Origin of the sequence: Paenibacillus xylanilyticus (assembly GCF_047246825.1) — a bacterium.
Classification (GTDB): domain Bacteria; phylum Bacillota; class Bacilli; order Paenibacillales; family Paenibacillaceae; genus Paenibacillus; species Paenibacillus xylanilyticus_B.
The window spans coordinates 289,506-302,570 of the sequence record NZ_JBFOLB010000003.1; the positions used below are offsets into that span (position 1 = coordinate 289,506).

A 13,065-nucleotide genomic window follows, 5' to 3' on the forward strand; every position below is an offset into this window, starting at 1 on the left:
GAGCTTACCACCCCTCCTCAGCTTCTGGCGAACCGTTGATCTTGGCATTCATCCGCTTCTGATCCCGATGCACTGTGGAAGGACGATTGATCATTTTCCACCATGGTGCACGAATCACAATATCCTTGGTATCCGTCTTGCTATAAGGACTTAAACCAGACAGATACGGTACGCCAAAGGAAGTCATCTGAGTAAGATGTACGGAGATCAATACCAGTCCAACGACAATGCCATATAGTCCAAGCATGCCAGCGAGGAGCATAATCGGAAACCGCAGTAAACGAACCGTAATGGCAAAGTTAAAGCGCGGGATGGTGAAAGACGCAATACCTGTCATCGACACGATAATAACCATCGGTGCTGATACAATCCCGGCCTGTACCGCTGCCTGTCCGATCACGAGCGCCCCGAGGATACTGACAGCCTGACCCACCGTTTTGGGCAGCCTGACCCCCGCTTCACGCAACGCCTCAAATGACAGTTCCATAATAAGAGCTTCCACCAGTGCTGGAAACGGGATAGCCTCCCTGGCCCCGGCAATACTCAGAATCAGCGTTGTAGGCAGCATATCCTGGTGGAAGGTTGTAATCGCGATATAAAGTGCTGGCAAAAACAATGCGATAGCCACAAACAAAAATCGGATCCATCGTACCAGATTGCTGATAAAAAACCGTTCATAATAATCCTCGCTGGCCTGCAGCATTTGCCACATCGTGACCGGACCAATCAGTGCAAAGGGGCTGCCATCCACAAGAATGGCAAAACGGCCTTCCAGCAGATTACCAACCAGCGTATCTGGGCGTTCGGTATAATGCATCTGTGGAAATGGGGAATACGGATGATCTTCGATCAATTCCTCAATATATCCCGTTTCTAGAACCCCATCAATTTTGATCTTGTTCAGGCGTTTTTTGACATCCTTGATCAGCTTGGGATCCGCAATGTCATCCAGATAGGTTAGCACGACACTGGTTTTGGTCTCTGTCCCGATGGTCATGCTCAGCATCTTGAGTGAAGAAGTCTTCAACTTGAATCGAATCAGCGCCGTGTTCACACGCAAAGTTTCAGTAAACCCTTCACGAGGACCCCGGATAACGGATTCGGTTTGGGGTTCCTCTACTCCCCGCCGTACGCCGCCCTTGACATTAAAGAGCCAGGCCTCCCGGCTTCCATTAATCAGCAGCAATGCCGAGGATTCCAGCACGCCGTCTGCAGCGGCAGCCCATGAATCTACCTTTTTGACCTGAGTAAGTGCAATTCGGGTGTCATCAATCGGCACGTCGGGTTCATCGGTACGCTGCTCGATCAGCCCCCGAATTAATGGACGCAGCATGTGATCCTGGATATCAGCCGAATTCACGATCCCTTCAATATACACCAGAAGTCCCTGCACTTCCGGTGAGATCATGACATTGCGGAAAACCACATCCGAACTGTCCGAGAAGATGTCTTCGAGCGCGAGCATGTGGCTCTCATGCGTCAGTCCGATGGGTTGCTTTAATATGGGCGGAGACGGCAGCCCCAAGGGTATGTGCTTTTTTTCTACTGATGCTGGGGAAGCTTCTTTCCCTGTTTTCCTATCGGCCATATACCGTCCCTCCGCTCTTGTTTTTATACAAGGTAGCTTGTGCCAGATGAACGGGAATTATGTGGGCAATTTGCAAAAATCCATGCAGCCTTCCCACTTCAGGAAAACAAAAAAGATCCCTGCATTCGCAGAGATCTTTTTCTCCCCATTCCCACATGTTGCTGAGTTTCATTCCATTTAATTGACGCTTGCGTCCACTTCCTTAATCATTTCCTGAATGGACTCCAGGCCGCCGCCGGACAAGTACCAGTAGTTCGGGTCAAGGTAAACAATATGTCCTTCTTTGTAAGCCGTCGTATTTTTAACCAGATCGTTCTCGATCACCTGCTTGGCTGGGGCTGCTTCGCCCTGACCGGCAACCACTGCACTGCGGTCTACAACGAACAGGTAATCCGGATTTGTCTCCATCACGTATTCAAAGGAAACACTCTGTCCATGCGTGGATACTTCAATGTTCGCATCTGCCGGTGTAAAACCAAATACATCATGAATCACACCAAATCGTGAACCTGCACCATATGCACTCAGTTTGCCTTCGTTCGTCAGAACAATCAGTGCGTTTTTCCCTGCAGCCGTTACTTTATCTTTCAACGCTTTGGCAGACGATTCAATGGAAGCCAGTTGTTTCTCTGCTTCTGCTTCCTTACCAAAAATCTCACCCAGTGTCTTCACGTTACTCGTCAGTGAATTCATGTAGTCTTCAGTATCGACCGCCATGTAAATGGTAGGTGCAATCTCACTCAATTCTTCGTATGAATCCGACAGACGTCCCGAGATGATAATCAGGTCAGGACTCATGGCATTTACTTTTTCAAAATCAGCTTCTTTCAAACCACCGACGTTGGTGTACTTGGCATCATTATACTTTTCCAGATATGGAGGAATGCCCTCTTGAGGAACCCCGGCAACTTCTACCCCCAGCTGATCCAGGGAATCGAGTACACCATAGTCAAACACAACCACTTTTTGCGGGTTCTTCTTCACCGTTGTCTCGCCCAGTTGATGTTTAATAACGATCTCCTCACTGGATTGCTCCGCGGCAGCATTCGCCTCCGAACCCGTACCCGTACTTTCGCCCGTATTCTCTGCTGTTTTAGTTCCTCCGCATGCTGCCAGAACAACGGACAATACAACCAACAATGTTAACAACCAACCCTTTTTCATAAATAGACACCTCTCACTCTCTATATTGGTTTATTTCACGCAAAATACACACAAATCTTACGCCCATCAATCCACTGCACCGGGATGTGCATGTCATACACCTGCTGCAGCACATCCGTATCAATGATGTCCTCCGTTTTACCTTCCTGCACGACCCGGCCGTCCTTGAGCGCGACAATATAATCGGAGTAACATGATGCAAAATTGATGTCATGAATGACAATCACAATCGTTTTGCCCAGCTCGTCCACCATTTTGCGCAGCACTTTCATAATCTGCACGGAATGTTTCATATCCAGATTGTTCAGTGGTTCATCCAGCAGGATATATTCAGTGTTCTGTGCAATAACCATGGCGATGTACGCCCGCTGCCGCTGTCCACCACTGAGCTCATCCAAAAACTTTTTGCGGAACGGCCCGAGCTCCATATAATCGATTGCTTCCTGAATCCACTGGTGATCCTCTGGTGTAAGCCTTCCTTGTGAATAAGGGAAACGCCCAAAGGCCACGAGATCCTCTACCGTCAACCTGATATTAATATGGTTGGATTGTTTGAGTACCGAAATCTTTTTGGACAATTCCTTGCTCTTCCAGCCTTCGATTTCGCGGCCCTCAATCAGAACCTGCCCTGTGTCTTTGCTAATCAGTCTGGTGATCATGGACAACAGCGTACTTTTACCGGCACCATTGGGCCCGATAAATGAAGTGATCTTTCCTTTGGCAATATTCAGTGATACGTCATCCACTACCCGGACGCCGCCGTATTGTTTTGTGACATTTCTGACTTCTACCACGACTTATTCTCCTTTAGCAGTAAATAGATGAAATACACACCGCCTATAAAATTGATAATGACACTCACCGTTGTCGAGAAGGTGAATACCCGTTCCACCACCAGCTGTCCACCCACCAAGGCAACAACGGCGATGATAACCGAGCCCCAGATCAGCACGATATGCCGATGTGTCCGGAATACCTGATGAGCCAGATTGACGACCAGCAATCCCAGGAACATGATCGGACCTACAAGCGCGGTGGAGATGGACACCAGGACCATGACAACCAGCAGCAGCCGTTTGACAATGTAGTGGTAATCGACACCGAGGTTCACCGCGTGATCCTTTCCAAGCGCCAGTACATCAAGGTACTTGGTGAATTTCCGTGCATACAGCAAGATCAGGAAGATGGCTGCCATGGAAATGATCAACAGGTCCGTATTTACATTGTTAAAGCTGGCAAACATCTTGCCTTGAAGGATGAGAAACTCATTCGGATCAATCAGCACCTCCATGAAGGAGGACAGGCTCTGGAACAGTGTTCCCAGAATCAGACCCACGAGCAGCAGCAAATAGATATTGCGCCCGCGTTCTCGTTTGAACATAAATTGATGAAGCAGCAGTGCAAACAGAGTCATTAACAGGACGGACACCGCAAAGTTAAGATTTTTATTCACAAAGCTGATGTGACTGCTTCCAAACACAAACACGGCAAAGGTCTGGAACAACATATACAGAGAGTCAAGCCCCATAATGCCCGGTGTAAGAATCCGATTGTTGGTTATCGTCTGGAAAATGGCAGTTGAGTATGCAATACATGCTCCGGTGAGCACGATGGCCAGAATCTTTTTCCCTCGACGCGGCAGGATGTAATCCCAATTGCCTCCGGATTGAATGACCATAAACACACCGATCAGAACCACTGCCGCTGCAATCAAAATGCCAAACTTTAAAGTATTCGCTGTATATTTCATTCTCATGATCCATATGCCTTTCTTCGAAGCAGTAAATACAGAAACAGCACACTGCCCACGACTCCCACTGTCAAACTGATGGACAACTGGTACGGATAAATGATCAACTGCCCCAAAATGTCACAAACCAGAACAAATATGGCGCCCAGCACTGCCGTATGAGGCAGCGTATCCCGCAGGTTGTCCCCCTTATACAGCGTCACGATATTTGGCACGACCAGGCCCAAAAACGGAATGGTGCCTACGGTGATAATGACGACGGCTGAAACCATGGCCACCAGAATCAACCCGAGGTTAACCACTCTCCGGTATGCCAATCCCAGGTTGGTCGAGAAGTCTTCTCCCATACCCGCCAGCGTAAACCGGTTGGCGAAGAGATAGACGATAATCAGAAGCGGAATACTGATATAGATCAGTTCATACCGACCCTTCATAATCGTGGAGAAGTCGCCCTGCAGCCAGGAAGACATGTTCTGGATCAGATCGTTTTTGTATGCAAAAAAAGTCGTGACCGAGCTGACGATGTTGCCAAACATCAGACCCAGAAGGGCAATGTAGATCGTATCCTTGAACTTGACTTTCTCGAGGATCCGCATAAAAATCAGCGTACCCGCCAGCGCAAAGGCGAAGGCGACCAGCATTTTTTGCAGGGGGGACGCTCCGGAAAACCACATCAACGTCACCAGGATGCCCAATCGCGCTGAATCCATGGTGCCTGCCGTTGTAGGCGAAACAAACCGGTTGCGTGTCAGCTGCTGCATAATCAGACCAATGACGCTCATACTGACGCCAGCGACAAGAATGCTGATCAGGCGGGGAAAACGGCTGACTTGCAATACCTGCAGCTGGACTGGGGTCAAGTGGAATATATCCAAGGGCGAAATGTCCGAATTCCCAATAAATATGTATATGATAGACAGAACAGCCAGTGCGATTAACATGTAACCTAACTTCATCTCTCTAATAATCCCCTCACCGATAGCCGCAAAACAATGTAATAGCTCTTATCTCTCAGCATATGATATTGATATTCATTATCAATTATTTTGAATTATATCTATATTAATTTCCAGATGTCAACCTGAATGAGCTTCGTAATTTTTGGGATTTCGTGAAACAACCCGAAAGATATATACAGCATGATTAAATAGATATAAGGAAATAGGCCTTCCGTTATGGAAGGCCCATGTCATTCATTTTTGTTAATCGGCGAACCGCAACTCATGTCATGCACTCGCATTACGGCTAACCGTGCCCTGTCTGGCGAAAAACTGGTCAACTGCCAGAAAGCGGCTGCCTGTGAACAGCAAGGTCAGAGATCCTGCCAGCAGCAGATAATCAAACTCCGTCCCGCTCATAAATGGCTGACCCACTTTGGCAGTAAGCAACACCCCTGCCATTACAATAACAAAAAAAGCAGCAAATACGCGTGTCCCTAGTCCCAAAATCATCGCAGCCCCGCCGGCCAGCTCTATAATGGCGACAACGGACGCAAGGAAACCGGGAATGCCAATACTTTCGAAAAAACCGACTGTCCCACTAATTCCACCTTCAAATTTGCTCCAACCATGCAATACAAAGATCAGGCCAATCATAACTCTTGAGAAAAACAGTCCAATCTCTACACTCCGACTATTCATGCTCATCTCCTCCTTGATATTAAGTTCAACAGATCGGAATTATCCGATCGACCAGACAAACAAAACAGACATCATCAGAAACACCGTTGCAGACATTAAAATTGCAAACCATGGCAGGGCGAGCGCAACGTCCTGCTCGGGATCGAGCAGACGGGAGATACGTACATTTACCGAGGTATCGGCAAATGAGGATTGCACAGCCATCTCCCGTACCCGCCATGGCTCTGGACAAGCACGGATCAGTTTGAGCAAGGCACTGCCAATGCCCGCTGCATTTCCCGTACGCTCAATCGCTTCATTATCAGCCAGGATTTCACTGACAATATGATATTGCTTCGAAGTATGCTTCAATACGGGAATGTACGGCATCATGATCGCAAAGACCGACAGCAAAGTTGTCTTGAGCGGATCACGGTGCCACAAATGATGAACTTCATGATAGACAACAGCCGCTTCCTCTTCAGCATCGAGCATGTCCAGCAGCCCTGTTGAAAGTACGATCGAAGGTTTCCATAGACCAATCGTAAAAGCAATCGGTGAATGCTTGTCCACAACGATGAATGCCGGTTGCTTGAGATGACGGTACTTAGCCTCCATTTCTCCCGACATGGCCGAGTTCTCGATCGAACGGAGCTTTCTTACGGCTGCCCTTGTCTTCATCATGCGATGCATGAACAGCCAGCCTGTTCCTCCAAACGTCAGTGCTACCAGCAGCATCAGAAAATGGCCTACCGATAACCAGCCCAGCCGGCTCATCCAGTGATTGCACAGCCAGAGCAGATTAAAGGGAATATCCCAACCGAATATTTTGTACATCGTGTACATGAACATCTGCATGAACACCAGCAGCGGAATGCCAAACCCGACAGTAAACAACAGCTTCGAGCGGGCCTTCCACATATCAGTCGCTATCCTTTTTCCATTGTTTGATCTTCTGCTCCAGACGTTCGATCAACCCCGCATCGGCTTCATCCAGTGCATCCAGCATATGGCTCACTGCCAGTGCTCCGAACTCGTCTACCAGTTCATGTGACAGCTCTTTCGATTGGTCGTTCATAAACTCCTCCTTGCTCTGTACCGGGTGATACAGTGACGTCCGGCCCTTCTGTGTCTTGCAAAGCAAACCCTTATCCACGAGCCGGTTCATGACCGTCATGACCGTATTGAAATTAACATCTCGATCTTGTTCAAGTGCGGTTTGCACTTCGCGGATGCTGCTGCCTGGACGCGCCCATAATATATCCATAATCTTCGCTTCCAGCGGACCAAAAAAACGATTCAGCCCACGCTCACCCACTTTAAAATTGTGTATTTTCATGTTCAGACACCCCTCACACTACCCATTGTAGTGCCAACTAACGAGAAGTCAACCTCTATGTCAGGTATTTATTGTAAATAATTTGTAAATTTGTTTTCCATTTCTGCACATCATTGAGGGATAGAGACGCCGATTTGACTGCAAAAAAAGCATAAAGCTGGGCAGTTCTGCAATTTCTGCAGTCCTGCCCAGCCTTATTACATCGCTGTATTTGTTACTCTGTATCAGAAATATTAATAATAGCTCTTATTTACGGTCTGCCGATGGCATATATGCCGAAATATCTACACCAAGTCCACGAGCCAGACGTCCGCCAAACTGTCCGTCAGCTTGGAAGAAGTGACATAATGCACGCATCTGTGTCTGTGCCGGCACGCCCTTCAGGTCGTTAATCAGATTATCGAGCAGATTCTTCTGTTCTTCAGCCGTAAACGAACGGAACAGCTCCCCTGCCTGGGTGTAATCATCGGTTTTCTCGATTTTCTCCCGTGTAACATGACCCTGCAGCGGCATTTGACTGTCCCGGTATGCTGGATCTTCCTGTGGACTGCTGGAAGAACTGTTCGGTTCATAGTTCACTGGAGACGGGTCCTGATTCACATTCATCAGTCCATCGCGCTGATGGTTGCGAACCGGCGCATATGGACAGTTAACTGGAATTTGCAGGTAGTTTGGTCCAAGTCTGTGACGCTGTGTATCCGGGTAGGAGAACAGACGTCCTTGCAGCAATTTATCCTCGGATGGCTCTATTCCCGGCACCAATGCACTTGGTGAAAAGGCTGCCTGCTCTACTTCAGCGAAGAAATTTTGCGGATTGCGATTCAGCGTCATGGTCCCTACCGTCTGGAACGGAATAATATCTTCAGGCCAGGTTTTGGTCGGGTCAAGCGGATCAAAAGAGAAATCATCCATCTGTTCCGGCTTCAGGAGCTGCACCTGCAGCTTCCACTGCGGGTACTGGCCGTTTTTGATGTGGTCATACAGATCCCGGGTAGCGTGGTTGAAGTCCTGTCCTTGGACCTCTGATGCTTCCTGCCGAGAGAACCCGCGCACACCCTGTGCAGACTCCCATTTATACTTCACATAGTGGATCTCGCCTTGGGCGTTAATCCATTTGAAGGCGTGCACGCCGAACCCATCCATCTCACGGTAGTTAGCGGGTGTACCCAAATCCGAGAACAGCCAGGTCATCATATGTGTGGATTCAGGTGAGAGCGTCATGAAATCCCAGTACCGTGCAGGGTCCTGAATATTTGTATCTGGCGCAGGTTTCAGGGAATGCACCATATCCGGGAATTTCATGGCATCACGGATGAAAAATACAGGCAGATGATTGCCTACAATGTCATAGTTTCCCTCACGTGTGTACAGTTTGACCGCAAACCCGCGTGGATCACGCGCAGTCTCTGGTGAACCCGTTCCGTGAATAACCGTGGAGAACCGAACCAGCACTGGCGTTTCCGTTCCCGGCTCCTGCAGAAAATCCGCTTTGGTAAACTCCTTCATGCTCTTCTCCAGTGTGAATACACCATGTGCACCAGCACCTCTGGCATGCACTACCCGTTCCGGAATACGTTCACGGTCAAAATGGGCAATCTTCTCGATCAGATGATAATCTTCAAGCAAGGTTGGTCCTCTTCTGCCTGCCGTGCGGGAATTTTGGTTGTCACCTACGGGCGCTCCCTGGTTCGTTGTCATACGTTCTGTCATATCTGAATCCTCCTCATGATGGCCTCATGCCTGGTGTATCTATTATTTAAATCATATTCGTCATTACTTTAAATATACATTTAGACTTGATCTAACTGTTAAATTGATTCTAACATGTCCAATAGAACAACTGCATGAGCTTCGCATGAGATTCTCATGAGTATCCTGGCAGTTTCATGAATGAAGGATGAACATATGCTTCGGGCACCAAAGAAGGCTGAAAATAAAAAAAAAGCGGACTAATCCGCCAGGCGGTAGCCCACTCCTCTTACAGTAACAATATATTGCGGGGAAGCCGCGTTATCGCCAAGCTTTTTGCGCAAGCTTTTGATATGAACATCAACCACATTGCTTCCACCTGTAAAATCAGTCTCCCAAATGTCGCTGAGCATTTCCTCCCGGGAAATTACAGCTCCCTTGGCATCAATCAGTTTGAGCAGCAAATCGTATTCGGTCTTGGTCAGATGAATCCGGTTGTTGTCCCGCTGCACACTCATACGTTCACGGTCCAGCCACAGATCCTTGAACCCGATACGTTGTCCTTCCTCAGGCAAAAATCCACGTTTCGGTGTAACCGGACTATTGCCAATCATGCGCTGTACCCGGTACAGGGCCTCCTGCGGACGTGCCGGCCAAACCAGCAGTTCCTCCTGAAGCATCGGTCCGCTGGCACTGCCGATCATATTCTCGCCCACCAGATATAGGCATGGCGCCACATGCTCTGCCTCCCGGTTCAAACGGCTGCTGATTCCGGCGAACGCATCAATTGTTCCAGCCACAGACAGATCATAGATCAGCAGATCAAATACCAGGCGTTCATGAAGATCCGGTTCCCAGCGATGGAACACCAATACATCGAAGCAGCTGTCCGTCAACGCTTTGACCAGTTCATGAACCTGGCCCGGCATCGGACTAATCAGAATGACACGCCGCGTAACAGGACAAGCATCCACAAAGGGAGCTGGATCAGCAAGAGCTGGCTTGACCCGGAGCGGCAAACGGCGATCAGACATCCTGATTTTTACTTGATCCGTTTGTTTTTGCATTCCCCGCAGACACCTCCAAAGACCACATGAGCATGATCAATTGCATATCCGGTTTCCTCGGCCACCTGCTGCATCCAATCGGTAGGAACCTCTGTCATAACCTCGTCCACTTTGCCACAGACTTCACACATAATATGCTGGTGATCATCCATGCGGGCATCGTATCGGCTTGCAGTCTCACCGAGCTTAAGCTCCCGGATCAATTCCTTGTCCGTTAAATAACGCAGCGAATTATACACCGTGCCATAGGCCAAATTATATCCTTGCTCAACCAGACGGTTCATCACATCTGCGGCAGTCGGATGGTCTTCCGAATGGCGCACTACATCATAAACGGCCTGTCTTTGTATCGTCAGATTTAGAGTTCTCACGGCAATTCTCCTTTATAAATTCATTCAAAAGTATATACAATGACATAGCATCCACTGATCGCTATGATCCCCAGAAACATGAAAATCAATTTTGATTTAGATTAAGTATAAATCTTAATGTATAATGAAGTCAACATCAGCTCTATGAACAAATAACTTATATTATTAATGGCCCTTTTCCAGCAATCAACTTGCACATTTGCTATAATATGGTTCGCTACTGCACTCTTTTTCAGATAAACTATACTAATGTGCGTTAAAGGGGGGCTGTTCATTGTTAAGCACGTTCTTTATAAATATTTGTGTCATGATCACATTCATGTACATATCCGGAATTATTGCCAAATACTATAATATTCGTGTCCCGTTTCCTTCACTGCGTGTGCAGTTGATTGGCGGTATTCTGTTTGGTGTCTATGGCACTGTGCTGATGAACTATTCTTTCCCTCTGAATGACGACACCATTGTGGATCTGCGCCATCTTGCGATCGTTACAGCAGCAGTGTATCTGGGAGGACTGGCCTCTGTCATTGCCGGACTTGTCATCTCGATCCTGCGTATTGCCATGTTTGGATTATCGTCCGCAGCGATTGATGCCGCCTTCGTCATGATACTCATCGGGCTGTCGGGTGTATATTTTGCGTACGCTTCCTGGTCAAGATTAACCAAAATTATTACCATGAACCTGCTCGGCATAACACTGATCTTTGTGATTTTGTTGCTGAATACCAGCAGTATGAATTCATTAATGAAAATATATCCGTTTCAGATGACCATTTCTTTTGTTGGTGGGATCTTTATTTATTTTATTGCAGAATTTATTAATAAATCGAATGAGATGTTATTCCTGCTGGAACGGAGGGCATCCACAGACCACCTCACCAATCTCAGCAATCGTCGGCAATTTGAGAAATCACTCGAACTGCAGCTGGAGCGAGCCAGGGAAACCAAACAGAAGCTATCCCTGCTGGTCATTGATATTGACCGGTTCAAAAAGGTGAATGACACGTACGGCCACAGCTCCGGTGATGCTGTCCTGAAGCAGCTTGGACAATTGCTTATTGAACATTCACGATCAGCTGACATCGTCTCCCGCAACGGGGGCGAGGAATTTGCCATTCTGCTGCTGGATTGCGGCAGTCACCAAGCCCTCGCAATCGCTGAATCGATTCGGCAGTCTGTCGAAAAGTATCTCTTTGCTCTGCCTGACGGCACGACGATTCGCCTGACCATTTCCATCGGGGTGGCTGTCTTCCCGGATCATTGTGATGAGCGGGATGACGCTGACTTCTTCGAACAGGCTGACCGTGCATTATATGAAGCCAAAAATACCGGCCGGAACCGGGTCTGCGCCATTCCGAAGCGGCCCGCTGTGCTTGCCGGAAAACATCTGCTCTGACATGATTAAAAAAGGGATGCCCCCAGCCATCTTCTGGCCTACGGGGCATCCCTTTTTTCATTTCAATATGCGATTAACCTTGAGGATTTCTCGACTACTCGATTAGGAAAGGATTTGCTCGATTTCTTCGACAATGGCAGCATCCAGTTTTACACCTGATGCAGCAGCGTTCTCCTTCACCTGCTCGGGACGGCTTGCACCTACAAGTGCACTGGACACATTGTTCTGACGCAGAATCCAGGCAAGGGCCAGTTGTCCCACCTTCAGATCAAGTTTGTCCGCTACTTCAATCAACTGGCGTACTTTTCCGATTTTGTCTGCATTGATTTTCCCTTCGTCCCAGCCCAGCTTCGCGGCACGGGAGTTCTCGGGGATATCCGAAACCGAGGTATATTTACCGGTTAACAGACCTTGCGCAAGTGGAGAGTAGACAACTTGTCCAATCCCTTTGCGTTCGCCCAGCGGAATAATCTCATTCTCAATATAACGGTCGAACATGTTATACACCGGCTGATTGACCACGATATGATCCAAGAGAAGACGATCGGCGGTACCCAAGGCAGCTTCCATCTGAGCGGCTGTCCATTGACTCACACCTACGTACAGCACCTTGCCCTGACGAACCAGATCATCCAGTGCCCGCAGCGTTTCTTCAATTGGTGTTTCGTTATGATAACGATGGCAATAATAGATGTCCACATATTCCACGCCTAAACGCTTCAAGCTTGCATCACATTGCTCCTTAATATGTTTGCGGGATAAGCCCTGGTCATTGGGACCATCCCCCATTTTGCCAAATACTTTGGTTGCAAGAACATAGGAATCGCGGGAATACGCTTTCAAAGTCTGCCCGAGCAGTTCTTCTGCCGCGCCGCGCTCATACACATTTGCTGTATCAAAAAAGTTGATGCCTTCATCGAATGCGGCTTCAATCGACTTCACCGCATTTTCACGCTCCACATACCCTCCGTACGTCAGCCAGCTGCCCAAGCTGATCTCGCTTACTTTCAGTCCGCTTCCACCCAATCTGCGGTATTCCATTGAATGCACATCCTCCTTAAGGTTAAGTAGTTAGAATC

At 48.1% G+C, this 13,065-nt stretch carries 13 protein-coding genes; 1 reads left to right on the top strand and 12 read right to left on the bottom strand.

The features are described from left to right. Positions 1-4 precede the first annotated feature (4 nt). The 11 genes from AB3N00_RS20655 to AB3N00_RS20705 form a co-directional block, all read right to left on the bottom strand. Positions 5-1,588 (bottom strand): spore germination protein, encoded by a 1,584-nt coding sequence (locus AB3N00_RS20655; protein WP_413036271.1) that lies wholly within the window; start codon positions 1,586-1,588, stop codon positions 5-7. A 177-nt stretch (positions 1,589-1,765) separates the two neighbouring features. After that, positions 1,766-2,752 carry a siderophore ABC transporter substrate-binding protein gene (locus tag AB3N00_RS20660; protein WP_413036272.1) on the bottom strand — a complete coding sequence of 329 codons (987 nt, stop codon included), beginning with the start codon at positions 2,750-2,752 and terminating at the stop codon, positions 1,766-1,768. 35 nt (positions 2,753-2,787) lie between these two features. Next, entirely contained in the window at positions 2,788-3,546 is a 759-nt protein-coding gene (locus AB3N00_RS20665; protein ID WP_413036273.1) for an ABC transporter ATP-binding protein, read from the bottom strand. Beyond that, positions 3,540-4,502, bottom strand: coding sequence for an iron chelate uptake ABC transporter family permease subunit (locus AB3N00_RS20670; protein ID WP_413036274.1), 963 nt, complete (start codon positions 4,500-4,502; stop codon positions 3,540-3,542). The genes AB3N00_RS20665 and AB3N00_RS20670 overlap by 7 nt, the downstream gene beginning before the upstream one ends. A gap of 2 nt (positions 4,503-4,504) precedes the next feature. Continuing rightward, on the bottom strand, positions 4,505-5,458 hold the full coding sequence (locus AB3N00_RS20675; protein ID WP_413036275.1) for an ABC transporter permease: 954 nt from the start codon (positions 5,456-5,458) through the stop codon (positions 4,505-4,507). A gap of 270 nt (positions 5,459-5,728) precedes the next feature. Further along, the gene (locus AB3N00_RS20680) at positions 5,729-6,142 is read right to left on the bottom strand and encodes a DoxX family protein (RefSeq protein WP_413036276.1); all 414 of its coding nucleotides are present in this window, start codon (positions 6,140-6,142) and stop codon (positions 5,729-5,731) included. 39 nt (positions 6,143-6,181) lie between these two features. Then, positions 6,182-7,042, bottom strand: coding sequence for a M56 family metallopeptidase (locus AB3N00_RS20685; protein ID WP_413036277.1), 861 nt, complete (start codon positions 7,040-7,042; stop codon positions 6,182-6,184). Position 7,043: 1 nt separating this feature from the next. Beyond that, on the bottom strand, positions 7,044-7,460 hold the full coding sequence (locus AB3N00_RS20690) for a BlaI/MecI/CopY family transcriptional regulator (RefSeq protein ID WP_413036278.1): 417 nt from the start codon (positions 7,458-7,460) through the stop codon (positions 7,044-7,046). 246 nt (positions 7,461-7,706) lie between these two features. Further along, entirely contained in the window at positions 7,707-9,170 is a 1,464-nt protein-coding gene (locus AB3N00_RS20695; RefSeq protein ID WP_413036279.1) for a catalase, read from the bottom strand. Positions 9,171-9,409: 239 nt separating this feature from the next. Next, a complete protein-coding gene (locus AB3N00_RS20700) occupies positions 9,410-10,216 on the bottom strand; it encodes a winged helix-turn-helix domain-containing protein (protein ID WP_413036280.1) in 807 nt (268 codons plus the stop codon). After that, the gene (locus AB3N00_RS20705) at positions 10,192-10,587 is read right to left on the bottom strand and encodes a Fur family transcriptional regulator (protein WP_413036281.1); all 396 of its coding nucleotides are present in this window, start codon (positions 10,585-10,587) and stop codon (positions 10,192-10,194) included. The genes AB3N00_RS20700 and AB3N00_RS20705 overlap by 25 nt, the downstream gene beginning before the upstream one ends. Positions 10,588-10,861: 274 nt before the next feature. On the opposite strand from AB3N00_RS20705, the gene AB3N00_RS20710 reads away from it, so the two are divergent. Further along, positions 10,862-11,986: a GGDEF domain-containing protein gene (locus tag AB3N00_RS20710; RefSeq protein ID WP_413036282.1), complete on the top strand. Its 1,125-nt coding sequence runs from the start codon at positions 10,862-10,864 to the stop codon at positions 11,984-11,986. A gap of 102 nt (positions 11,987-12,088) precedes the next feature. Here the strand turns inward: AB3N00_RS20710 and AB3N00_RS20715 are convergent, their stop codons facing one another. Then, positions 12,089-13,027, bottom strand: a complete 939-nt coding sequence (locus AB3N00_RS20715) for an aldo/keto reductase family protein (RefSeq protein ID WP_175396771.1) — start codon at positions 13,025-13,027, stop codon at positions 12,089-12,091. Between the last annotated feature and the right edge of the window lie 38 nt (positions 13,028-13,065).